Origin of the sequence: Nostoc sp. S13 (assembly GCF_029379315.1) — a bacterium.
GTDB lineage: Bacteria > Cyanobacteriota > Cyanobacteriia > Cyanobacteriales > Nostocaceae > Nostoc.
On sequence record NZ_JAQYWQ010000004.1, the window covers coordinates 59,795 to 83,561 of the forward strand.

Annotated in this window: 18 protein-coding genes and 1 pseudogene; 11 read left to right on the forward strand and 8 right to left on the reverse strand. The window is 43.1% G+C overall.

Annotation, left to right across the window (positions count from 1 at the left end; all coding sequences use genetic code 11):
• Positions 1-12: 12 nt before the first annotated feature.
• Entirely contained in the window at positions 13-840 is an 828-nt protein-coding gene (locus tag PUQ00_RS02250; protein ID WP_300412732.1) for a class I SAM-dependent methyltransferase, read from the reverse strand.
• A 272-nt stretch (positions 841-1,112) separates the two neighbouring features.
• Between PUQ00_RS02250 and PUQ00_RS02255 the strand changes: the two genes are divergently transcribed.
• From PUQ00_RS02255 to PUQ00_RS02265, 3 genes are all read left to right on the forward strand, one after another.
• Positions 1,113-1,511: a hypothetical protein gene (locus PUQ00_RS02255; protein ID WP_300412733.1), complete on the forward strand. Its 399-nt coding sequence runs from the start codon at positions 1,113-1,115 to the stop codon at positions 1,509-1,511.
• A 75-nt stretch (positions 1,512-1,586) separates the two neighbouring features.
• Complete coding sequence (gene cdiI, locus PUQ00_RS02260; RefSeq protein WP_300412735.1) at positions 1,587-1,928, forward strand: ribonuclease toxin immunity protein CdiI; 342 nt, start codon at positions 1,587-1,589, stop codon at positions 1,926-1,928.
• Between the two features lie 91 nt (positions 1,929-2,019).
• The gene (locus tag PUQ00_RS02265) at positions 2,020-3,645 is read left to right on the forward strand and encodes a hydantoinase B/oxoprolinase family protein (RefSeq protein WP_300412737.1); all 1,626 of its coding nucleotides are present in this window, start codon (positions 2,020-2,022) and stop codon (positions 3,643-3,645) included.
• A 245-nt stretch (positions 3,646-3,890) separates the two neighbouring features.
• Here PUQ00_RS02265 and PUQ00_RS02270 read toward each other — a convergent pair whose 3' ends face one another.
• The 4 genes from PUQ00_RS02270 to PUQ00_RS02285 form a co-directional block, all read right to left on the reverse strand.
• Positions 3,891-4,706, reverse strand: a complete 816-nt coding sequence (locus PUQ00_RS02270; RefSeq protein WP_300412739.1) for a DUF928 domain-containing protein — start codon at positions 4,704-4,706, stop codon at positions 3,891-3,893.
• Positions 4,707-4,776: 70 nt separating this feature from the next.
• Positions 4,777-7,149: a CHASE2 domain-containing protein gene (locus tag PUQ00_RS02275; RefSeq protein WP_300412741.1), complete on the reverse strand. Its 2,373-nt coding sequence runs from the start codon at positions 7,147-7,149 to the stop codon at positions 4,777-4,779.
• A 53-nt stretch (positions 7,150-7,202) separates the two neighbouring features.
• Positions 7,203-8,354 carry a DUF1822 family protein gene (locus PUQ00_RS02280; RefSeq protein ID WP_300412743.1) on the reverse strand — a complete coding sequence of 384 codons (1,152 nt, stop codon included), beginning with the start codon at positions 8,352-8,354 and terminating at the stop codon, positions 7,203-7,205.
• Positions 8,355-8,412: 58 nt separating this feature from the next.
• The gene (locus tag PUQ00_RS02285) at positions 8,413-9,615 is read right to left on the reverse strand and encodes a sigma-70 family RNA polymerase sigma factor (protein WP_300412745.1); all 1,203 of its coding nucleotides are present in this window, start codon (positions 9,613-9,615) and stop codon (positions 8,413-8,415) included.
• A 188-nt stretch (positions 9,616-9,803) separates the two neighbouring features.
• Here PUQ00_RS02285 and PUQ00_RS02290 point away from each other — a divergent pair, with 188 nt between their 5' ends.
• The 8 genes and pseudogenes from PUQ00_RS02290 (at position 9,804) to PUQ00_RS02325 (ending at position 20,047) form a co-directional block, all read left to right on the forward strand.
• Positions 9,804-10,232 carry a hypothetical protein gene (locus tag PUQ00_RS02290; RefSeq protein WP_300412747.1) on the forward strand — a complete coding sequence of 143 codons (429 nt, stop codon included), beginning with the start codon at positions 9,804-9,806 and terminating at the stop codon, positions 10,230-10,232.
• A 284-nt stretch (positions 10,233-10,516) separates the two neighbouring features.
• Entirely contained in the window at positions 10,517-10,693 is a 177-nt protein-coding gene (locus PUQ00_RS02295; RefSeq protein WP_300412749.1) for a cysteine peptidase family C39 domain-containing protein, read from the forward strand.
• On the forward strand, positions 10,693-10,923 hold the full coding sequence (locus PUQ00_RS02300; protein ID WP_300412751.1) for a cysteine peptidase family C39 domain-containing protein: 231 nt from the start codon (positions 10,693-10,695) through the stop codon (positions 10,921-10,923). The genes PUQ00_RS02295 and PUQ00_RS02300 overlap by 1 nt, the downstream gene beginning before the upstream one ends.
• Positions 10,924-10,941: 18 nt before the next feature.
• Positions 10,942-11,340: an ABC transporter transmembrane domain-containing protein gene (locus PUQ00_RS02305; protein ID WP_300412753.1), complete on the forward strand. Its 399-nt coding sequence runs from the start codon at positions 10,942-10,944 to the stop codon at positions 11,338-11,340.
• Positions 11,341-11,348: 8 nt separating this feature from the next.
• Positions 11,349-11,636 carry a hypothetical protein gene (locus PUQ00_RS02310; RefSeq protein WP_300412870.1) on the forward strand — a complete coding sequence of 96 codons (288 nt, stop codon included), beginning with the start codon at positions 11,349-11,351 and terminating at the stop codon, positions 11,634-11,636.
• Between the two features lie 143 nt (positions 11,637-11,779).
• Positions 11,780-11,964, forward strand: a pseudogene (locus tag PUQ00_RS02315) (biotin/lipoyl-binding protein); the annotation flags it as partial.
• A 538-nt stretch (positions 11,965-12,502) separates the two neighbouring features.
• On the forward strand, positions 12,503-17,230 hold the full coding sequence (locus PUQ00_RS02320; protein WP_300412755.1) for a filamentous hemagglutinin N-terminal domain-containing protein: 4,728 nt from the start codon (positions 12,503-12,505) through the stop codon (positions 17,228-17,230).
• A gap of 33 nt (positions 17,231-17,263) precedes the next feature.
• Positions 17,264-20,047: a CHAT domain-containing protein gene (locus PUQ00_RS02325; RefSeq protein ID WP_300412757.1), complete on the forward strand. Its 2,784-nt coding sequence runs from the start codon at positions 17,264-17,266 to the stop codon at positions 20,045-20,047.
• On the opposite strand, the gene PUQ00_RS02330 is transcribed toward PUQ00_RS02325, so the two are convergent.
• From PUQ00_RS02330 to uxaC, 3 genes are all read right to left on the reverse strand, one after another.
• On the reverse strand, positions 19,989-21,296 hold the full coding sequence (locus PUQ00_RS02330; protein ID WP_300412759.1) for a lactate racemase domain-containing protein: 1,308 nt from the start codon (positions 21,294-21,296) through the stop codon (positions 19,989-19,991). The two genes, PUQ00_RS02325 and PUQ00_RS02330, sit on opposite strands and share 59 nt — an antisense overlap.
• Before the next feature lie 2 nt (positions 21,297-21,298).
• Positions 21,299-22,135: an SDR family oxidoreductase gene (locus PUQ00_RS02335; RefSeq protein ID WP_300412761.1), complete on the reverse strand. Its 837-nt coding sequence runs from the start codon at positions 22,133-22,135 to the stop codon at positions 21,299-21,301.
• A gap of 126 nt (positions 22,136-22,261) precedes the next feature.
• Complete coding sequence (uxaC, locus tag PUQ00_RS02340; RefSeq protein ID WP_300412763.1) at positions 22,262-23,683, reverse strand: glucuronate isomerase; 1,422 nt, start codon at positions 23,681-23,683, stop codon at positions 22,262-22,264.
• Between the last annotated feature and the right edge of the window lie 84 nt (positions 23,684-23,767).

Sequence of the window (23,767 nt, forward strand, 5' to 3'; positions counted from 1 at the left end):
GCGGTATAATATTTAGATCTTCCGCGCAATTTGAAATGCAGCTAAGTTAAACAGATGAATTTCGCCCTTAAATTGCTGTTTGATCGCAGTTCTCAATCCCGAAAATAGATTTACTCTCACTTGCGACTCTAAGGCAACGTATTGTGAACCGCTACTCAAATAATCGAGATACCGATCAACGCTATAGGTTTGTTCGCAAGGGAAGATTTCTGTGGAGGGAGGCTCAAACAATCCTGAATCCCCGACAGGTTTTCCCAAGCCTGCGGCAATTTCAGCTTGTTTCTCTCGACCTTCGTACTCAGGTGCGATCGCGGGTGCGTAAGCTTGATAAACCTGATTCAAGACTTGATGAACTTCATGACTTGGCTCAAGCGTCAGGTTCCAAAGTAAAACGAGAGAACCATCCTCTCGTAACGTCTGTGATGCTTTCACATATTTGATGCCGGATGATATCCAGTGCCAAGCATTTGCTGCTAGTACAATTTCATACGCTTGTGGTTGAACTTGCCACTCCTCGAAGGATTCCTGAAAGAGTTGAACCTTCGGAAATGCTGCAAGACGACGTGTTGCAACTTGGCAGAAATCTAGATTCGGTTCTACCGCATCGATTGCACATCCCAACTGAGCAAAGTTAATCGTCGCAATTCCTGATCCGCATCCGACTTCGAGAATGGTTGAGTCAGGGGAAAGGTGAGCGGCTTCAATCGCTCGCTGTATTAGTGCTTCAGGATAGCGGGGTCTGCCTCGATCATAAGCTTCCACAACTGGCGTGTACCAAACCTTCCGTTGCTCTAAGTCTCGATTTGAATACTCATTAAATATTTTGACCGAATCTGCCATGATTCTTACTCTTGCTTGTCATTTTCAAGCTTAACTCTCTTGTCGCATCTCATGCCAAATAGGGGCAAGTTGGTAAAGCAAGAAAGTAGGTTGTGTAACATTTATTTACAACATGTCCCCTGAATGCGCGTATCCCGGCTTAACCCCAAATTATCCCTGGAGTTTCCGCAGCAGGATTTAGTATTGGACAACATCTTTCATCAATACCTGATCTTAGCGAGCCTAATCTGGTTGTCAATCTCCAAGAAGAAAGAGAGAAGAGAGAAAAAGGATTGAAATCAATTAATATCAACGAAGCTTTATCTAAGTCGGATGGCTGGATCTGTCAAAAAATCTCCTCAGATTCTGAGAAATTAGATGGACATACAGTTTTTTATTATAAAGATAGGGTTATATTACTACATTTTAATGCGAATGATATTCTCTTCGTGATTTTTGTGTTTGAGGGCTACCAAGGAAAGTTTTTTGATAAATTTGAAATCGGCTCTAAGGTTTCGGATTTAAGCGAGTATGTTGAGCTTGAATATGATAGCGGGGATGACATGCATTATCCTTCTGAATCGTCTCATGTTAAAGGTATTGCCTTCTATGGTGCAGAAGAATCTTTAGAAGATAATCCCGAACAAAAAATCATGGGTTTTTGCGTACATAACTGGAGTTTACAGGTATAGAGAGCAAGGTAGAGATGCTAAAATCACAAGATGTATGACAATACCTGCAAATACCTATAAGACATACTTATTTTTATGCGCGAACAATTATTTGACAATGTAGACTATAGAATTGATCCACTGTGGATAGTTAAATCATACTTTAATGCAATAGAAGGTATCTCTTTTCCTACAGCATTAAATTATCTTCTTGAAGATACTAGTTATGGTAGTGAATATGCCATGTGTGAATTTCCTAGCGAAGATGCAGATGGTATCTTTGATGGAGTCCGCTTTAGCTTTCTTGATAAAGATGAAATAATAGTTTCTCAGGAAATATTCAAAAAATATCTTAAAATAGCGGCTGAAAGGTACATTGAACTTAATACAGAAAAGGCAGATGAGGTTCAAAATGTACTCAAAAAATTATCTGAATAGCGCTGGTAAATCAAGTAAATAAACTATTTTAACCTCTCACCGATGGGGTGGGGACGAGGGTGCAAAATAGTTAAACAAACAGGAATCCAAAATGTACACAACAACTCAACCTGATCCCGTCCGCTTGGAAATATTCAAAAATCTCTATCAATTTATCGCCGAACAAATGGGAATTGTGTTGCAAAACACGGCGACATCAGTGAATATCAAAGAGAGGCTAGATTTTTCCTGTGCTATTTTTGACTCATCGGGATTATTAGTCGCTAATGCTCCCCACATTCCTGTACATTTAGGCTCAATGAGTGAAAGTGTCCGCAGCTTAATTAATGATCAAGGCGATACTCTAAAACCAGGAAATGTCTATTTATCTAATAACCCCTATAATGGCGGAACCCACCTTCCTGATGTCACTGCAATTACCCCTGTATTTCTGAAAAGTGAGGGAAATAGTACACCGCCTACTCCCATTTTCTACGTTGCTTCTCGTGGACATCAAGCCGATATCGGTGGAATTACTCCTGGTTCAATGCCTCCCCACAGTACCACAGTAAAAGAAGAAGGAATTATTTTTGATAATTTTCTCTTAGTTGAAGAGGGAAATTTTCGAGAAACCGCAGTCAGACAGCACCTCTCAAATCATACTTATCCTGCCCGTAACCCTGAGCAAAATATCGCTGATTTAAAAGCACAAATTGCTGCAAATGAACGGGGAGTTCTTGAACTCCGTAAAATGGCTTCACAATACGGACTTAAGACTGTCCAAGATTATATGAAATTTGTGCAAGCTAATGCTGAAGAGTCAGTGAGAAAGGTGATCAATCTTCTCAAGGATGGCTCATTTATTTATGAAATGGATAATGGGGCAATAATTCAAGTTAAAGTGACAATTCACCAAGAAAGTCGCAGTGCTACCATTGATTTTACTGGAACTTCTCGGCAACTAAATAGTAATTTTAATGCTCCGAAAGCGGTAACTCAAGCAGCAGTCTTATATGTCTTTCGGACTTTGGTTAATGATCATATTCCTGTGAATGCCGGGTGTCTTAACCCTCTAAAAATTATTATACCTGTCGGCTGTATGCTGAATCCAGTTTATCCAGCAGCAGTAGTAGCGGGTAATGTCGAAACTTCTCAAACCATTGTTGATGCTTTATATGGTGCCTTGGGTGTGATGGCTGCTTCTCAAGGAACGATGAATAATTTTACTTTTGGTAATGAGCAATATCAATATTATGAAACTATCTGCGGCGGCTCTGGGGCAGGAATTGATTTTGATGGAACTGATGGTGTTCATTCTCACATGACTAACTCCCGCTTAACCGATCCAGAAGTTTTAGAAACCCGTTATCCTGTACTTTTAGAAAGCTTTAGTCTTCGTCCCGATAGCGGTGGTAAAGGAAAATATTCCGGTGGTAATGGAGTTGTCCGCCGCATCCGCTTTCTAGAACCGATGACAGCTAATATTCTCTCTGGTCATCGGGTTGTCCCTACCTTTGGATTAAATGGTGGAGAAGCCGGAATTGTCGGACGCAACTGGATACAACGTCAGAATGGAATTGAAGAGAATTTAGACAGCACAGCAACAGTAGAGATGAAATCTGGGGATATTTTTGTGATAGAAACTCCTGGAGGAGGTGGATTTGGTAAAAAGCCAGGAGGACAACCAGGACAACCAAAGCAAACGGAAGGGCAGTCTATAGTATGCGATTTTTCTTGAGTTTTAGTTTAATTCTGCTAATTCTATTTGCGATCGCTCGTTGTTTTCGCCTTGTTTGACGCTTAAAAAGAGTACTAAGTCCATTTAATATTGTAAGTAACTTACGACGCCATTTTGATTTAGACATCTTTACATCCCATTTTTCAGTAACTTAGGGTACTAATAAGTATAAATCAAACACATTAATTCGATGCTAAGGGGGCATTAAATCAAGTCACTCCTAGTTATAATAATCACTTGTAGTGCTACTTTGCACTAGCTTGACAACATTTTATAAGTGGTTGTTTAGCTAAATTCTCTAAATCTACGGACTTAAGCAAATTCATCCACTCCACCGCTAGAGTTGGATCTTCAGGTTTGGCAAGACGCAATTGGGCCAGAGTAGTCAAGGCATCGTTCCAAATACCATTCTTAGCATAGAGGTTTACCCGTTGCTGAGGAGTTGCTTGCTTCGGGCTATTTACTAATTTAGGATTTAGATTCACCCGTTGCACCCATCCTTCCACATACTCCGGTTCTGGAGGTTGTTGTGGATTGCAAATGATTTTCATCTTAAAAAACCAGTGATACATCTTGTCTACTTGCAATGGGGGAGTAGTTGCGCTTAAGCGAATACTAATAATTCCTGGTTCTTCTGGTTTTATTACTGTTGTTCGGTAAAGAGTTTGACTTAGTTTACTTGACTCATCTTTGAGAACAAACTCAATGGAATTAATTACAGATTTTTGATAAGGGACAAAAAACCAAAAAGTTGGATATTCCTCAGTCGTCAAGCCCCAAACTTTAGTAACAGAAACTGCTTCTGTTTGTGCTTGCTTGAGTGTCTCTTTGTATACAGGTACAAGTGCAATGACAGACTGATTACTAACACCACAACCACGACTTGCAGCTCCTCCGCGATCGCCTGTTGCACCCCTGTCTGGAGGAGGTGGAGGAGGCGAAAATGTCAGAGGAGCGGCAGCAACTGGTGTCATGCAAATCATTGGAGAATAGCCGATAATTCCCAACCAAGCTATCCCGAATGTAGCGAATAATTGTATTTTTGTGCTATAGTTTTTCATAGAAAATTAGGAGTTACATAATTTGGGATTCTGGATTATACAAAACTTATACAGCAATACTTTTCAAAATTTATATTTTAATTTTTATGTTTAAGTAAGTTCTGACTATTAAAATATTACTTCCTAAAGCCAACATAGCAGGAATGAGGGGAACCCAACAACTATATGCAATGAAAAATATAAAACAGCTACCATATAAACTTGTAATAGCTATCCCTGCTGCCAAGCTTAAGTAAGTGAATCGGTGCAGATAAGCAGTAAGCAAACCGCCTAAAAAAGACCAGCCCCAAACCCAAATTACTTCACCCCAAAGTGGCCAAGTCCACAACAGAGGTTGTCCGTCCAAAGCGGCACTGAGCAGTTGACTGACCATTTGAGCTTGTAAAAATACGCCTGGTATTGCCTGTAATTTCCCTTGAGGAGTGGTGTAGGGAGTTAACCAGTAATCACCAAAAGTTTCTGCTGTTGTGCCAATAATAACGATCCTGTCTTTGACTGCATTGGCATTTAGCTTACCCGTTAGCACTTGTCCCAAAGTAATATGTGGTGCGTTGGCGAAGCCTGCCGAAGGTATCGCATCTGGGGAACCAGAGGAACGATAATTTAACAAAATTTGGTGTCCAAAAGCGTCAATCCCTTGATAACCACCGCCATGAGCTTCTATTGGTTTAAATGTCACCTTCCCTAATTGCCACGCGCCATCAGGGGTAAATTGCAACTGAATTCCCTTGGTGTACAAGTAACGCAATGCAAGTTGAACACTCAGGGCATAGGGCGCACTACAAGGAGATGAGGGTGAGGGAGTTAACGCTAACAGATGGCGACGCACCACATGATCTGAATCTATGACAATATCGCTAAAACCTAGACCTTGTGGAGAAATTTCTGCTGGTGGTTTCACACCTGGTTTTCCGGCTTGAGAATCGCTAAGTTGACACACCCCCACAAAGCGATCGCTTTTTCGCATTCGTTCTGCCAATGCTGGATAATCCTTACCCACTGGATAATCTCGGTATATATCCAAACCAATAACTTGTGGTTGATATGTCTCTAATTTTTCTAACAGTTGGGCAAGTGATTTGTCAGACAAGGAACCTTGAGGTTTTTCCTGTTTTTGCGCCTGCACATCTTCTTCAGTCACAGTCACAACCAGTAGGCGTGAGTCTGGTTTCTCAGAAGGACGCAAGCGTAACAGTTGGTCAAACGCACTTAATTCTAATGGTTGCATCACACCTAAATACCTTACCCCTGTTAATATTCCAGTCATTACCATGCTCGTCAGTAGGATCAATGAGAAGCCAAGCCGATTTGTGATTCTTTTAACAGCCGTGGTTTTAGACAAAGATGTGGGAAGATTGGCTGTATTTGTAAATAATTCCCCCCAATTCAATGGCATCTCTGCGGGATTTTGACAGATGACAGGCAACCATGTCGCACAGGGAAATTGATTTTCTAGCCCCTGTAACCTTTCTCGTGCCTCCCTCACAGCTAAATACAACGAGTCTCCCTGCGCGAAGGCTGACAAAAAATACTTTAAAAACTGCTGCGCCACCCGATCAGGTACAGGCTCTCGCATCACGATGATTTCGGGAATATACAAATCTGCAAACTCCCGTGCCAATCCCAAGCCATCACAGGAATTAAAAATCGCCAGTTTTAGACCCCGTTCCACTGCCTTTTTCAAGGCATACTTTAACTGGCTAATTGTGAGACTTTCAGTTTGATTAATGTAGATTTTTCCTGTTTCATTCGTTTCCTGAGTAGAACTGTGTCCGGCGAAAAATAGAATCTGCCAATGCTGCTCCCATAGTTGGTCAGTCAGGTCTTGGCATTGTGGCTCAACTAAAAAAGTGATGTCTGTATTAGGTAACAAATTAAGCAGCGCCTGGTCTGCTTTGGTATCAATTCCTTGGCTGTTACCCAAAATCGCTAAGATTTTTACTTTGTCGGATGTGGTTGTGATTCGGTTGACTTGTTCGTAGGCGGGAGCGCTGAGAGCTATTTCAGCTTGGGGATAGCGTTCCACCAAATCCCAAAGATGCCAGGGAAGTTTTTGTAAACCGAGGTCTTTAGTTTGTAAAAGCACACGGATATTATCCGCAAGCATCAGTTTTTCCAACCATTTCTCGCGGATAGGACGAAAGGAATCGGCAGCAAGCCAAGTATTAAAACGTACTTTAAATTCCTCAGTCACCTGCTGGCAGTCTTCTAGGCTGGCGGCTTGATTAAGTTCCTTAGGTAAACCAATAGGACGAGATGGCAACCTTAAATTACGATAAATAGATTGCCAACGGTAATAATCGCGGAGAATTTCTGGGTTGGGGGGAAGCGCACCCGTAATTTCCACACTAGGGCGGACATTTTCATCGCCAATCTGTAGCGTCACCGGAAACCCTTGTTCAAAGTTTCCCTCCCCTAACTTTAAGATGACTAACTTGCCCATAGCTAGTTCTCCACAGATGATGAGTTATATCTATTATCTGGGTTACTAAACACTTAAAACCGCAAAATCTCTCGGTCATAATCTTCAGGTGCGGGTTCTATTTCCCAAACCAATCCTTCTCCTAGTTCCAAAATGACTTCCAAGTACAACATATCTACAAAAGTTGTTGCCGTATCTTCATTATTCTCAAAAGTTTGTAAGTCTTCCGTTAGTAGGCGCAGCTTAAACCCAGCAGGAATTTGACCACCAGGAGTTGCACTTCGCAATTCAAAGCGCCAAACATAGTCTTCAGAAGCGCTTTTAGAGAAAATACGTAACTCGTATGTATGCTCTGCAACTATTATTTTGCGAGACAAACCCATAACTGGTGCTGCACTCCGCATTCCCGCAGGGACTACGACAAATTCTCTTTTTTCCCATCCCCACTGTTGAGCTAAATTGGCTACTCCTGTCTGCAACCATTGCGGAATTGACCACTGCATCAGTAAACCCTGACGCAGTTCATATAATTTTTTTCGCCAACCGCTATGTGCCAAGAACGCACCCCACAGTGAAAATGGAACCGCTAAACGCGGGAATTTCACATTGGGATTACCCAACCTTTCTAAAAGGTTTTCTGCTTGGGTTTTAAGAATAGGAACTAAAGATGTAATCTCGGCGCGTAAGGCTTGTGGCTCATTAAGTTGGCGTGTAACCCACAGCACATTGATATCTGAAATTAAATCTTCACTTTCCAAGCTGTAAGTACGATCGCCAGGATCATAAACCCCTTTTGTTTTTAGAATTTGATGGGTTGTGTAGCCAAAAATCTTCATCCAGCCATCATCGGGGTTAAGCTGTACTGCTATGTAGTAGTCAGCAACCCACTCTGGTATATCTACCCATTCTTGCGGTACGCGCAACTCATCGTCATCTATAGCGAGGGTAGGTATTAATACAAGGCGATCGCAATCAAAAGTAATAGCTGTGCCATTGACTACTTCCCAAAAACTCGGCAATGCGGCACTGTTAGGGTAAACCCTGGCGGTGGCAGCAATTTCCTCCTTGAACCAAGGCAAAAAAGCTTGCAAGCATTTTTGATTTATCCATCCACGTTGACAAGCACCAGCTGTTGAGTATGGTTGTTCTTGCTCCTCTGGAGATTGGGTAATTTCCAAGTATAAATGCTGTGAGTCAATGGTGAATGGGGGAGGTGGGTTCAACATAAATAATCTTAGAATGGCTTCATATAAAGACGATATTAGGGAGAGGGGAGAGACAAAATTATTTCTTGTCTACTGATTGAATTTGGGTATGGCTATATTGGACTTTCAGCCATTCCTCTAAACTTGTGTTTATGGCATCTACTACGTCGGATTTAGGGGAAATATGCAAAGTATTTTGACTCCATTGCGTGAGAGTCAGGAGCAATGACTTTTTAATGCTGCTAAGGCGACGGGAAACAGTATATTGCTTAATTTCTAACTGTGCAGCAATTTCTTGTTGAGTCAGTTGTTGAACGTAGTAAGCTTGTAGCACTTTTTGGGACTCAGCATCGAGTGCAGCGATCGCTTGGGACAAAACTTGGTTTAACTGAGTTTGCTGCGATCGCATATTCGCGGCTTCTTCCTCTTCAATAATTTCTGTGAGTAAAGATGTTTGCAAATCTACAGGCAATATATCTAATAAATTACCATCATCTTCTTTCAGGGGAGCGTCTGTGGAAACAAACTTAGGATAAAAGAAATTACGGGCAGCTTTAGCAGAAGATAATAGCCAGCTTTCTATGGTTTGCTGGTTGACTGCGGGAGTAGGTGAACTCAATCGGCTTAAACGTTCTACATTATAAAGATTAGTAATAGCTTCCGAAGTTAAAGCATCTGGTTTGGTCAACTGGCGAATTTTTGTGTTGTCACCTGTGTAGAGTTCTTTAAAGCATTCCCATGCTAAAACATAACTTTCAATGCTTTGAGCGTTAAATCCGGCATTTTGTAATGACTGCACTAGTCGTTTGCGGCTGAGTTTGTGCAATAATGCCCAGTCTGAACAAATGTCTACTTCCCGATGTAAGCGCAGTACATCTTTGATAATCGATTCAAAAGCTAATTCTGCATAGCTTTTTAAATGCGAACTGTATTGAGGATTGAAAGTTTTGAGTATTTTGTTAATATGAGCGATCGCCATCTGAAAACAATCTGCTACAGACGACTGTGTGGAAAAGTTGAGGGTAAATTTCCTAGCACTCCAATAGCACACCTCTTGTAAATAAGCAGAAATATGTGCAAGTGCTACAGCACTAGATTGAGTCTGCCAAACCCTATACCAATAAAGTGCCCAAAAGGCATCTGATTTCTTAGTTGACGACCCCTCCAGGCAAACTTTCATACTGCGTCGCAGTTTGGCATCTGTTGCCCAACCACTAAATTGGTCTGCCTCAAATTGCACAAATGTAGAAAAGATTTCAACAATGCCCTGTCGGGGTTGCATGGAATATTTGCCGTTGTTTGAACCATAGCTGATTTCAATTATACAACCATAGAGGCAAAAGCTAATTCCTTACTGCATAAGGATTTTACAGATTTTTACCAAATTTTCTATTCTCAGTGCATAAAAACTAAAAGTAATCGTAAAGAGTGATATGCAGAGAAGTTCATTTAGTAAGTATCACAAAAAAGATGGATCCTTTACTACCAAACATACAGATCGATACAGGTACTATCAGTTTTAATAATGGAGTTCCAGTAGGAGGCTATGCTCACCTGAGTTTGTTTCCAGATGGAAGTTATAGCTTTACAGGTCATTTCCATGATAGTGGCGCTACTAGCTATGATACATCACTTGTTTTTGCACTTAAAGATGACTTAGATGGTTCAGTTTTTACGTTCTCGCATACGGGGCGAACTCATGGCACTTTTGAGGCTGGTTCTAGAAATGATGATTGGGGTGTATCCGGTACTAATCCAGCGCTAGCTGCTGCTTGGGGTGGAATATCGAGTAACTACAATTGGTCTTGGGATGCTGGGGCAAATCTCGATTTAACGAGTATATTTGATGGAGCAACTAAGGCAGTAGGCTTGGCTGGAGCGGTAATTGCTATTGTTTGATATATAGCAATCCTAAATCATTCGTGAGAAATAAAATCGCTGAAATACTTATATATACGTACTTTCTAGCTACGTATTTTCTCACGTTTCAATTGCGATTGCTATAGCTGTTTTTCAGCACTTACGCAAATGAATAAGTTTTTGGGCGATCCATATTTTTCAAATTGGTAGAACTTTCCAGAAATAGCCCAGTACTCACAAGTCTAGGTTTAACAAACTAAATATCATCTCTAGTCGGGGTTTTCTCCCCGACTTCTTTTTTTCTCTTACCATTAGTCTTGAAAATGAAATACCAAATAGTTCTACAACACAGTAAAGAAGACTGTGATGCAGCGTTCCTAGCAACCATTGCCAAACACCACGGACGCACCTTTACCCTCAAATTGTACAAAGGTAGAAAAGATTTTAACAATGCCCTGTCGGGGTTGGATAGAATATTTGCCGTTCCTTGCTGGGATTGATGCGAGGAGCGGAAGTACTAGGATTCAATGCTCGCCAAGTTAAAGCCACTCCCCAACTAATCGATCAATTATACCAAATATCCCTACCAGTCATTATTATTCACTGGAAGGGCTACCACTGGGTAGTTTTATACGGGCAAAAAGGTAAGAAATATGTCATCGCTGACCCTGGGGTTGGTATCCATTACCTGACTCGCCAGGAGTTAGTTGCAGGTTGGGTAATGGCGTGATGTAACTGCTGACTCCTGATGAAAGCCGCTTTTATTAGGAGTCAGATAAAATTGGCGGTCTTGGGCGTTATATGCAACGGGTTTGGCCCTATCGCGATCGCTATTAACATCGCGATTGGACTGCTTTCTTTGGCATCTCCTTTCATGATGCAACTGCTCACCGATGATGTGTTAGTACGAGGTGATACCCAACTACTAACTACTGTGGCAATTGGCGTTATTGCTATGAACTTTATTAGAAGCGCCATTAGTTTAGTACAATCTCACCTCATCAGTCACTTTGGTCAAAGATTGCAATTAGGACTAATCCTCAAATACGGACGCAAACTTTTACATTTACCTCTCTCCTACTTTGAAGGACGACGCAGTGGGGAAGTTGTCAGCAGCATGCTGATGTCAAGGCCATCAATAACTTAGTTTCCCAAATCGTCCTCGGATTACCAAGTCAATTTTTTATCGCTATAATTTCCTTGGGCATTATGCCCTTTTACAGTTGGGAACTAACTCTAGCTTGCATAGTTGCATTTATTCTTGTCACGGCTGTTAACTTGCTTTTCTTACCCGCAATGCGCCAGAAAATCCGCAATATGATTGTTTCTGGTACAGAAAATCAAGGCTTTTTGGTGGAAACATTTCGCGGTTTCCAAGACCTTTGGCGGAATGTTTATTCTCTGCGTTCTAGGACTAGCTGTTCCAGTTGCTGCTGTTACTAAATAGACTTATCCACAAATAAACCTCAAAATAGCTGAAACCCTTACATAGCTGGCTTTTTAGCTTATATAAAACAGGAACCTCTAAAACCCTCTCCAGAGCTAGGTTTCAGCCAAATAAAGTTCTCATTTCCGGATAAGTCTAATATAAAGTTACCGTTCAAGGACAGGCGGTTGTGCGTCCGGCGGGTGAATTGCGAATTGTGCAAGCGGCGATTGAAGGTCAGGTAATGCACATTTATGTTAAAAAAATCAAGTTATCAAAAAAGGAGATGCGATCGCAATTATCGACGACTCCCGTCTGCAAACCAAAAAGACTATATTGAATTCGGGCGGTCGTTGATTGAATTCGGGCAGTCGTTGATTGAATTCGGGCAGTCGTTAATTGAATTTGGGCGGTCGTTAATTGAATTCGGGCAGTCGTTAATTGAATTTGGGCAGTCGTTAATTGAATTTGGGCAGTTGTTAATTGAATTCGGACAAACTCCAAGAATTTACATAAAGCCATTCCAGATTTTTGTAATAAATAAACTAATCTGACTCAGGGAGCCTTAGAACTTGCCGAAAAGTCGCTGATGGAACTAACAAAACATATGTTACTCAGTATTTTAAGTTTTAAGAACTTTACTCTCATCTATAGCAATCCTAAACGAGTTGTGAAAAATATAGAGAAGGAAACGAACCGCGTTCGCGCAGAGTTTTGTAGAGAAGAACGCAAAGGGAAGAAAAAAAAAGAGATATATAAATTTCACAAATGATTTAGGACTGCTATAGTTCAAATATCTGCTGAAATTAATTGTAGAAAAATTTATCAATAAATTGATTGCATATTCACAGATAAGAAATGAGCAGGCGAGGCTGGTTATGATATGGCAATTTGTGGAAATAGGAATTGGCTCTCAGGTTTATTAGGAGTTTTTAGGATTACTGGAGTGCTTGCTCATGTCATATTTTGTTGTGAAAATCACGCTTTAGCCCAGATTACCCCTGATAAAACATTGGGTAATAACTCTCCAAAAATTACTCCCAATGTCAATATTAAAGGTAGTGCTGCTGACCGGATTGATGGCGGAGCAATTCGCGGTGCAAACCTGTTCCAGAGTTTCCAGGAATTCAATGTGGGGGAGTTGCAGCGTGTTTATTTTGCCAATCCCACGGGAATCTCCAATATCCTCACACGGGTGACGGGAAGTAACGTCTCGAATATTCTCGGCACTTTGGGGGTAGATGGTAGTGCAAATTTGTTTTTTCTCAATCCCAATGGCATCATTTTTGGACAGAATGCGCGTTTGGATGTGAGCGGTTCCTTTATAGCGACTACGGCGAACTCATTTGTGTTTGGTGATGGATTGGAATTTAGTGCAACTAATCCTCAGATTCCTTCTGCATTACTAACAGTTAATCCTTCGGCGTTGTTTTTTAACCAACTTCAGGCTGGTAGCATTCAAAACAGGTCAATTGCACCAGCAGGAATAGACCCATCAGGTTTTCCAGTAATTGGTTTAGGAGTACCTGATGGAAAAAGTTTGTTGCTAGTGGGCGGTAATGTCAGCATGGATGGCGGCAAGTTAAATGCTTATGGTGGGAGAGTTGAATTAGGGGGGTTAGCAGCACCTGGAAATGTCAATCTTCTTTTTAATGGAGATAATCTCAGCTTGAAATTTCCTCTTAATGTGACTCGTTCAGATATATCGCTTACCAATCAAGCAGGTGTATTTGTCACTGGTGCTAGTGGCGGCGGTAATATTGCAATCAATGCCCGAAATGTAGACATATTAGGTGGAAGTATCCTTTCTGCTGGTATTGGGCAAGGGTTGGGTACACCTGAAACTGTTGCTGGGGATATTACGGTTAATGGGACTGGAGAAATCAAAGTTGCTGGTTCTGGGAGCAGAATTCGCAATTTAGTGGGCTTGGGATCAAAAGGCAATGGAGGTAACATAACTATCGATTCTGGTGACTTCTCATTACAAGATAGCGCTCAACTGCAAGCATTAACTTATGGACAGGGGAATGCGGGGAATGTGACAGTGAATGCAAAAAATGCTGTTTCCCTTGCAGATGCTGACATCTTTAGCAGAGTGCAAGCAGGAGGCGTGGGTAAGGCTGGCAATATCGATATTAATGCTACTTCCCTGTCACTTACTGATGGCGCTCAACTGCAAGCATTAACTTATGGCCAAGGAAATGCGGGGAATGTGACAGTGAATGCAAAAAATGCTGTTTCCCTTGCAGATGCTGACATCTTCACCACAGTGCAAGCAGGAGGCGTGGGTAATGGTGGCAATATCGATATCAATGCTACTTCCCTGTCACTTACTGATGGCGCTAAACTTCTTGCCTCAACTTATGGACAAGGAAATGCGGGGAATGTGACAGTGAATGCAAAAAATGCTATTTCCCTTGCAGGTCAATCAACTGTCATCTTCAGCACAGTGGAAGCAGGAGGCGTGGGTAAGGGTGGCAATATCGATATCAATGCTACTTCCCTGTCACTTGCTGATGGCGCTCAACTGAATAGCAGCATACATGGACAGGGGAATGCCGGCAGCGTATTTGTGCAGGCGTCTGACTCGGTTTCACTCACAAATAGCAACATCCTCAGCAGTGTAGATAGTGGAGCAGCCGGCAATGGTGGCGATATCAATATTAAAGCTAAGACACTTTCCTTAACTGATGGCCAACTAATTGCTAGCACCTTAGGACGAGGAAAAGCAGGTAGCATATTTGTGCAAGCCTCTGACTCGGTTTCTCTGATCAATAGCTTCATTGCCAGCAGTGTAGAAAATGAAGGGGTCGGCAATGGTGGTGAGATTAATATTACTACTGGGGCGCTTTCTCTAAGTGATAGCGCTTCTTTGTTTGTCAGCACATATGGACGGGGGAATGCCGGTAACGTATTTGTGCAAGCTTTGGGTAGAGTCTCTCTGGCAAACAATAGCTTTATTGGCAGCAATGTAACAAAACAAGTAGTCGGCAGCAATGGTGGTGATATCAATATCACAGCTGGGTCACTCTCCTTAACTAATGGTGCTTTTCTGAATGCCAGTACCTCTGGACAGGGGAATGGTGGCAACATTTTTGTGCAAGCGTCGGACTCGGTTTCTCTCACAAATAGCAGTATGCTCAACAGTGTAGATAGTGGAGCAGCCGGCAATAGTGGCGATATTAATATTAAAGCTAAGACATTTTCCTTAACTGATGGAGCTGGTCTACTTACCAACATCCTTGGAAAAGGGAATGCAGGCAGCGTATTTGTACAGGCATCGGGTAGAGTCTCCCTTGCAAGTGGCAGCTTCATCTATAGCAATGTTTTCGGAGTAGGAAGGGGGGGCGACATCAATATCACCGCCGACTCGCTTTCCCTAACTGATGGCGCTGATCTAGTTACTGCAACTTATGGACAGGGGAATGCAGGAAATGTGACGATTAAAGCTGATGGTGCAGTTTCCTTTGACGGTGTGCGGGTAATAGATGGCTTTCCTATACTTAGCGGGGCTTACAGTGGGGTGATAGCAGTAGCAACTCCAGGAAGTGTGGGCATTGGCAATGGTGGCGACATCAATATCACCGCAGGTTCATTTTCTCTAACCAATGGCGCTCAATTGAGTACTTTCACTGGTGGACAGGGGAATGCAGGAAACGTAACTATTAAAGCTGATGGTGCAGTTTTATTGGACGGTGCGTGGGAAATAAGTGGTATCCCTGTACCAAGCAGCGTTTACAGCGGGGTGGGAGCGTTATCAGCTAGCCAGGCCGAGGCTTTCGGATTTTTGGGAGTGATACCAGATCAAGGAATTCTGGGTAATGGTAGGGGTGGCAATATCAATATTACTGCTGGCTCACTCTTTTTAACTAATGGTGCTCAACTGGAAACTAGTACTGATGGACAAGGGAATGCTGGTAGCGTATTTGTCCAAGCGAAAAATTCGGTTTCTCTGGCAGGCAGTGGCACTAGTATCCTCAGTACTGTAAACCCTGGAGCAGTAGGCAAGGGTGGCGAGATCCATATTAGTGCTGACTCGCTCTTTTTGAGCAATGGTGCTCAACTGGAAACTAGTACTGGTGGACAAGGGAATGCTGGTAGCGTATTTGTCCAAGCGAAAGATTCGGTTTCTATGGCAGGCAGTAGTAGTCGCATCCTCAGTACTGTAAACCCTGGAGCAGTAGGCAAGGGTGGTGACATCAACATCTCATCCCGGTCTTTTTCTGTAACGGGTGGCGCTGAACTAGCTGCTAGCACTCAAGGACAGGGAAATGCAGGAAATATTCTGGTCGATGCAACAGATTCTGTTGAACTCTCCGGAGTTGCTTCGTTCCCAGTCCTTGAAGATGGTCGTGCAGGCGGATTCTCTAGTGGGTTGTTTACGTCCACCGACAAAGGAGCCAGTGGACAAGGTGGTGAACTGGAGGTCACTACTGGTATCTTACATGTATCAGATGGGGCGGTTTTGAGCGCCCGCAGCCAAAGCGGCTTCAAGGGTGGTAATATCACTGTTAATGCTAATGTCCTTGAAGTAATAGGTGGTGGGCAATTTCTTACCACTGCTTTCAACAGCGGCGATGCAGGTAACATCACCGTCAAAGTAAAAGATCGCAGCACTATTTCAGGCAGTGATTCCACTTTCAGCGATCGCTTTAACTCTGTTGCTAAAGTTTTTGGTGAGGAGGAAGCCTTGGCTACAATTGATCCTGTTGGCCCACAAGCCGGGTTATTTGCCAACACCGCGACTGGCTCTAGTGGAAATGGCGGCAGTATCTTCATTGACCCTATGCGGTTAGCGATCGCAGATGGAGCGGGTGTCGCCGTAAATAGCCAAGGAACCGGCAATGGTGGCAGCCTACAGGTACAAGCAGGCTTTCTCACCCTGGACAATAAGGCTTTCCTCTCGGCAATAGCAAACAGCGGTCAAGGTGGTAATATTGCGCTAACGGTGCAGGATATGCTGCTACTACGCCGCAACAGTCAAATTTCCACTACTGCCGGGAATCACGAATTCGGTGGCGATGGCGGTAACATCACCATCAATACCCCCTTCATTATCGCCGTCCCCAACGAAAACAGCGATATCAGCGCTAACGCCTTCACTGGTATAGGTGGTAGAGTTTACATTACAACAGACGGGCTTTTCGGTATTGTGCCCCAAAAAAGTCCAACCGGAAAGAGCGACATTACAGCAAGTTCGGAATTGGGAGTGAGTGGGGAGGTAACTATCAAAACTCTGGGTACTGACCCTAGTCACGGCTTAATTCAACTACCCTCTAACGTCGTGGAGGCATCCCAACAAATCACCCAAGGTTGCACTTCCAGAAGAGGAAAAAACGCCAGTCATTTTATCGCCACAGGACGCGGTGGATTACCCCTTAGCCCCAACGAGCCTCTGCGGGGACGAGCAGTGATTACAGGTTGGGTAGATTTGCCCTCACAAGCAACAGAGAGAGTCACGGATAAAAAACCTACTACATCTGTGACCAAATCTACTAATAAGATTGTGGAGGCTCAAGGATGGATTGTCGATGCTAACGGTAATATTATCCTTGTGGCTCAATCTGGGCAAAGTTCTTTTATTCCCTCTGCGATTTCCTGTAATCAATAATTCGTTACCCCAAGAGTATGGGGAGGAATTCCCATGAAACCGAAGATTCATAAAAACAATCAGTGGCAACGCATGGGTAACAGATGGTTCATTCGTCCTTTTAAAATCCATGACTTGCCTGTTTTCATTCTCTTGGTTCTAGCGACAGCTTTTTTGTGCGTTATTACTTTTCCTGTTGCTGCAACTGTACAGACACAACATAGGGAGCATTTCACTTTCGTAAAAAGCCTTGTAAAATCTCACCCCAACCCTTTCGTTGGTAAGGAGAGGGAGCAGGAATCTTGTTTCTCATCTGGTATGTTTGCAAAACTGAGATGCTCCCCACAACATATCGCAACTCTTGGAGTGTCAATCCAAAATCCGACTGCACTAACACAAGACTTGTTGCAACAGGGTAAAGTGCTATATGAGACAGGACAGTTTGCAGAAGCAGTTAAAGTTTTGCAACAAGCAGTTAAAAGTTATGGCAGCCAAGGCAATGAATTGCGGCAAGCTGTAGCATTAAGTAATTTGGCGTTGGCATATCAAAAAATGGGTAATTTGCCACCAGCGCAACAGGCAATTACAGATAGCTTGAAGTTGCTCGAAAAATCCTCTAATTCCCAAAATCTTCAGGTTTTGGCTCCAATTCTGGATATTCAAGGTAGTATTCAGCTAGACTTGGGACAAGCTGAACAGGCACTTAACACCTGGCAACGTGCAGAAGTAAGCTATAAGCAATTAGGTGATCAAAATGGCATTAACCGCGATCGCATCAATCAAGCACAAGCATGGCAAGTTTTAGGATTTTACCGTCGGGGTTTGACAATCTTAACTCAATTGCAGCAGCAGTCACAATTAAAACCTAACTCTATCATAAAAGCAGTAGAATTACGGTCTTTTGGCGATGCTCTACAATTAGCCGGAGATTTGAAACAATCGCGTCAGGTATTACAGCAAAGTTTGTCAATTGCCCAAAAATTGGATTCTCCCCAGGATGTGAGCGCTGCTTTGTTCAGTTTAGGCAATACAGCACAAGTACAGCAAGATTTTAAAGGGGCAATAGAATTCTATCAACAAGCTGGTGCGATCGCTCCTAACCCGATTAGCAAAGTTCAGGCTGAAATAAATCAGTTGAGCTTGCTAGTGAACATGGGACAAACACCAGCCGCGCAGACACTATTCCCGCAAATTCAAACTCAACTGGCACAACTACCTCCATCTGTGACAACTATCTATGCCCAGATTAATCTAGCTCAAAGCTTGATGAAATTTGGAACTACACCTCAAGCGATCGCTCAAATCTGCGCCACAGCCTTGAAACAAGCTCAAAATTTGGCAGATCAGCGAGCCGAGAGCTTTGCCGTTGGGACTCTGGGCAGCGTATACGAGCAAACTAAACAATGGACAATTGCCCAGAACCTCACCCAACAGGCACTGATCATAGCCCAAACAATCAACGCCCCAGATATCGCTTATCGTTGGCATTGGCAATTGGGACGCTTGTTAAAACAGCAGGGAGAGATTAAAGGCGCTATTGCCGCCTATGATACTGCGGTCAGTGAATTGCAGACTCTGCGTAGTGATTTAGTTGTTGTGAATCGAGATGTCCAGTTTTCCTTTAAAGAAAGTGTAGAACCTGTATATCGAGAGTCAGTAGAATTACTGTTACAGTTTCAGCAAACTGATCCGAGCGAAGCAACCCTAGACAAAGCTAGACAGAGGATTGAAGCACTGCAACTGGCGGCATTAGACGACTTTTTCCGGGAAGCTTGCATTAATGCCAAAACTGTTTTGCTTGACACAGTGGTAGATAAAGATAATCCTACAGCCGCAATCATTTATCCAATTATTCTGCCTTCTCAACTGCAAGTGATTGTCAAAATTCCTAAACATACACTGCGTAATTATACAGTAAATAAGTCACAGAAGGAAGTAGAAGGTACTCTAAGACAACTTAGAGAGTATCTTTTAGAACCTGATAGGACTGAGGAAGTACAGGCGCTCTCACAAGAAGTCTATGGGTGGTTAATCAAAGAAATTGAGTCAGATTTAAAAGAAAGTGGAGTCAAAACCCTTGTATTTGTACTGGATGGAATATTGCGAAACGTGCCAATGGCTATACTGTATGACGGTCAGCAATATCTGGTAGAAAAATATGCTGTAGGACTCAGCTTGGGACTCCAGTTACTTGCACCCAAACCTTTAACAGAAACAAAACTCAATGTCCTAGCTGCCGGGTTAGTGCAACCACCACAAAACTTTCAACAGGAATTTCCACCGTTACCAGAAATTAAATCAGAATTCAACTCTATTTCTCAAGCGATCGCATCTACCACCAAGTTACTAGATCGGGACTTTAACAGCAAAAACCTAGAGAGTAAGGTCAATACCGTGCCATTTAATGTGTTACATCTGGCAACCCACGGTCAATTTAGCTCCAGTGCTGAGAATACTTTTATACTTGCTGCTGATGGGCCGATCAACGTCACGCAATTTGATAGCTTGCTGCGCCGTCGGGATGATACTCGCTCAGAAGCCTTGGAAATGCTGGTTTTGAGTGCTTGCGAAACTGCTGCTGGTGACAATCGCGCCACGTTAGGGCTAGCAGGAGCATCCGTAAAAGCTGGTGCCCGTAGTACTTTGGCTTCACTGTGGCATATCAGCGATAAATCTACTGCGATCTTAATTGGTGAATTTTATCGTGAGTTAGTTAAAACTAAAGTGACAAAGGCTGAAGCTTTGCGTCGTGCCCAAGTAAAGTTGTTAAAAGATTATCCTAATTACAGTCGTCCTGGTTACTGGGCACCTTATGTTTTAGTTGGTAACTGGCTTTGACACGGTACAGTATTTCGCCAGCCTTGGGCACAAGCAAGATACTTTCATGCTCACGGTTAGCCCATTCAGTGGGTAGAATAGTAGCCGGATCACGATAGTTCAAGTTATGAGCAGCACAGCGTTCAGCAGAAATACCAGTAGCTAAAGTGACGCGAATCCGCGCTTGTTCCCCTTGTATCGGATCAAAAGTACCCATACCTTTTAAGTGAGTACTATGAGCCAGCACTCCACCGGGATAGGCTTGGAATTTATCCCACTGTTTGAGGAAGTAATCTCGCACATGATAGCCAATTTGGGCTAGGATTTCGCCGTGTGTATAGCTAAACTCGGTAATATGAGGAGCATATATAATTACTTCACCTTTGTCGGCCACTACTGGCTCTAGCTTGTACATTCCTTTAGCTGCTGTCCAAATGTCGTCATACATTTGGGGCATTACCGAAAGCACTTGTTTAAACGGCTGATCTACATATTGAATATGCAGTTTGGCTGATAATTTTGCAGCACCTTCCCAGGCTGACTCTGGTTTATCTATATATAGTCCAGCTAGCTGATTCGTTTTTGGGGCAACCACCATCGCTAGGCAAAGCTTCGGGGTAGAAATCAGGCTAGCGGCTCGGTTAATCAAGCGTCGAACTGGTGTTATTCCCGGTGTACCAATAATTTCGTAACAGGTGATTAAAGCACCCAACCAGTGTGATAAATCAATTACTTCTTGACCACCAATACCGGGAAAAAAGTATTTATTTCCACCAGAAAAACCGACAACTTCGTGGGGAAACACCGGGCCGCAAATCATTATTAGATCGTATTCTGTTACCAGTTTGTTAACACGCACTTCAACTGCTTGATGTAGCATTCCCCGGCTGATGTCTGCAATCTCATCTGCCGAAATTACGCCACAAGAAATAAAGGTATCCTGCTGATTCCAAAGGTGGTTAAAGATGCGAACTTTTTTAAAAGTTGTCTCTCGCTCCTCTGGTGTCACTCCTACCAAGTGATTGATTTGTTCTTGGCTCATGGGATTATGTGTACCCAGAGCGATCAAAAAATCCAGAGCCGCAACCCTTTTACCCAACTCCTGATGAAGCAATCGAAACATTTGAGGTATAGGAGCAGTGCGGGTGCCATCTGGAATTAATATTAAGATGCGCTGTCCATCCAACTTAGGGTCTGCCAAAGCTTGATGAACTAGATCACAAACTTGCTCATCTGAAAGTGTTCCGTTAGTTATAGCCAGTGAATACATTATTAAACTCCACTGTAGATACTAAATCCACCGTCTACCGGCACAACTACCCCGTTGACAAAACTAGAACCAGAACTACATAACCAAATTAAAGTACTGAGTAATTCCTCCGGTTTTCCAAAACGTCCGGCGGGGGTATGGTCAATAATTTTTTGTCCGCGTATAGTCAAGCTTCCATCTGGATTTAAGAGTAAATCTCGATTTTGCTCTCCAATAAAAAAACCTGGCGCGATCGCATTTACTCGCAGTCCATCACCATACTTTTGGGCGAGTTCTACCGCTAGCCAGCGAGTAAAGTTATCTATCCCCGCTTTAGCGGCTGAGTAGCCAACCACGCGGCTAATCACCCGAATGGCAGACATGGAAGAAATATTCACAATACAACCGTGGGGCTGATTTCTTTCCACCATTGCTTGACCAAAAACTTGGCTAGGCAGTAAAGTACCGAGTAAGTTGAGGCTAACTACTTCCTCAAAAGCTGCGTGTGGCATATCAAAAATAGTAGCATCAGCAGTAATTGTGGCAGCAGGAATATTACCACCAGCCATATTTACTAAGATGTCTATATTACCCCAACGCTGTATAATAGCAGCCCTAGCTATTTCTAATTGAGAGCGATCGCTAACATCTGCTACCACAGCCATACTTTCTCCACCATTAGCAGTAATTTCAGCCACTACCGCACCCGCCCGTACTTCATTGCGACCCAAAACGGCGACTCGCGCACCAGCAAGGGACAAACCCTTTGCCATAGCCGCACCAAGCACACCAGAACCGCCTGTGACTACTGCTACCTGCTCTTTCAAGCCAAAAAGTTTATTTAAAATCCAGTCTGGCATCAACGACTCCCCTACTTAGTACAACATTATTTCATTATTCTCTCCGTACCTCTCCGTACCTCCGCGCCCCTCTGCGCTTCCCTCTGCGCTCCTTTGCGTTAAAATTCCCCCCTCAATTTCTAGTCCTTAGTCCAATTTGTAAGCAACCTTAGCAAGGTCATAAGCCAAAGCGCGAGCCATATCATACCCTTCCTCCTCCTCAACCAATCCACGCGTTACCAATCCAGCTAACCAGTTACAAGCTACTCGCCGCCAGACATTGTGACGAGCCGGAATAGAAACGAAAGCCCGTGTATCATCATTAAACCCAGCAGTATTATAAAGTCCAGCAGTTTCCATTACCTGATTGAAATAGCGCTCCATGCCATTTACGCTGTCGTGAAACCACCAAGGTGGCCCGAGCAGTATGGTAGGATAATGACCAGCTAACGGAGCCATCTCCCGGCTTAGGGTGCTTTCATCCATGCCAAAAATGATTAAGTGGAAACGCTGATCATTACCGTAAGCTGATAACAACGGGCGCAGATTTTGAGTCCATTCTATTTTTAGCGGAATATCAGCACCTTTATCAGATCCAAACAGCTTAAATAAAGCCGGGTTATGGTTACGCATAACACCACAATGCATTTGCATCACCAAGCCATCTTCCACACTCATCCGCGCCATTTCCATGAACATATGACCGGTAAAATGTTCTACATCACCTGGATTCAACTTGCCGGTTAATGCTCTAGCAAAGATAGCTTCTGCTTCTTGGTCAGAAAGGCGTGTGGTATAAGGTGTAGCTGCACCTTGATCGGTAGCTGTCGCGCCCATTTTTTTAAAGAAAGCTCGACGTTCTTCTAAAGCTTGCACAAAAGCAGCGTAAGTATTAATTTCTCTACCGACAGTGCTTTCCAATTTGGTCAGATTTTCGCGCCAACCAGGAGCATCGAGGTTAACGACTGCATCTGGTCGGAAAGTTGGTCTGATTTGAGTAAAACCTGATTCGTGGAGCGATCGCTGATTCTCTAGGTTATCACTGGCTGCATCGGTAGTACAAAGCACTTCGATGTTAAAGCGTTTGAATAAAGCACGAGGGGAGAACTGAGGCAAAGCTAACAAACCTTCCAGGTAATCATAGATATGTCCGGCATTGCCAGAGTTTAAAGGTTCATCGACACCAAAGACGTTTGTTAGTTCATCTTTCAACCACAACCCAGAGGGAGTACCCTGGAATAGATAAAAATGTTCGGCGAACAATTGCCAGATTTTGCGGTGGTCAGTTTCTGGTGGTGAACCATCACTGGTAGGTATGCCCAAAGCTTGCAGAGGTACACCCCGACTATAGAGCATACGCAAAAGGTAGTGATCAGGAATAATCAGTAATTCCGTCGGTGAACCAAAACGGGCTACTGGATTAGCTAATAAGGCTGGATCTACGTGCCCGTGTGGGCAGACTAAGGGTAGCGCAGATATGCTATCGAAAAATTCATGGGCTAGTCGTCTTTGAACTGGTTCTGGAGAAAAGCAGCGATCGGGAGATAAACTCGGTTTTTTAGTTAACATAATTTTTGTTTGATTAAAATTTTTTCAAATTACTACTTCCCACTCCCCACTCCCCATCTCAGTCGTGGTCTAAATACCTGAAAA

Coding starts and splice junctions, on each gene's coding strand:
- PUQ00_RS02250 (WP_300412732.1), bottom strand. CDS start 840: ATGGCAGATTCGGTCAAAATATTTAATGAGTATTCAAATCGAGACTTA.
- cdiI (WP_300412735.1), top strand. CDS start 1,587: ATGCGCGAACAATTATTTGACAATGTAGACTATAGAATTGATCCACTG.
- PUQ00_RS02265 (WP_300412737.1), top strand. CDS start 2,020: ATGTACACAACAACTCAACCTGATCCCGTCCGCTTGGAAATATTCAAA.
- PUQ00_RS02270 (WP_300412739.1), bottom strand. CDS start 4,706: ATGAAAAACTATAGCACAAAAATACAATTATTCGCTACATTCGGGATA.
- PUQ00_RS02275 (WP_300412741.1), bottom strand. CDS start 7,149: ATGGGCAAGTTAGTCATCTTAAAGTTAGGGGAGGGAAACTTTGAACAA.
- PUQ00_RS02280 (WP_300412743.1), bottom strand. CDS start 8,354: ATGTTGAACCCACCTCCCCCATTCACCATTGACTCACAGCATTTATAC.
- PUQ00_RS02285 (WP_300412745.1), bottom strand. CDS start 9,615: ATGCAACCCCGACAGGGCATTGTTGAAATCTTTTCTACATTTGTGCAA.
- PUQ00_RS02290 (WP_300412747.1), top strand. CDS start 9,804: ATGGATCCTTTACTACCAAACATACAGATCGATACAGGTACTATCAGT.
- PUQ00_RS02295 (WP_300412749.1), top strand. CDS start 10,517: ATGAAATACCAAATAGTTCTACAACACAGTAAAGAAGACTGTGATGCA.
- PUQ00_RS02300 (WP_300412751.1), top strand. CDS start 10,693: ATGCGAGGAGCGGAAGTACTAGGATTCAATGCTCGCCAAGTTAAAGCC.
- PUQ00_RS02305 (WP_300412753.1), top strand. CDS start 10,942: ATGAAAGCCGCTTTTATTAGGAGTCAGATAAAATTGGCGGTCTTGGGC.
- PUQ00_RS02320 (WP_300412755.1), top strand. CDS start 12,503: ATGGCAATTTGTGGAAATAGGAATTGGCTCTCAGGTTTATTAGGAGTT.
- PUQ00_RS02325 (WP_300412757.1), top strand. CDS start 17,264: ATGAAACCGAAGATTCATAAAAACAATCAGTGGCAACGCATGGGTAAC.
- PUQ00_RS02330 (WP_300412759.1), bottom strand. CDS start 21,296: ATGTATTCACTGGCTATAACTAACGGAACACTTTCAGATGAGCAAGTT.
- PUQ00_RS02335 (WP_300412761.1), bottom strand. CDS start 22,135: ATGCCAGACTGGATTTTAAATAAACTTTTTGGCTTGAAAGAGCAGGTA.
- uxaC (WP_300412763.1), bottom strand. CDS start 23,683: ATGTTAACTAAAAAACCGAGTTTATCTCCCGATCGCTGCTTTTCTCCA.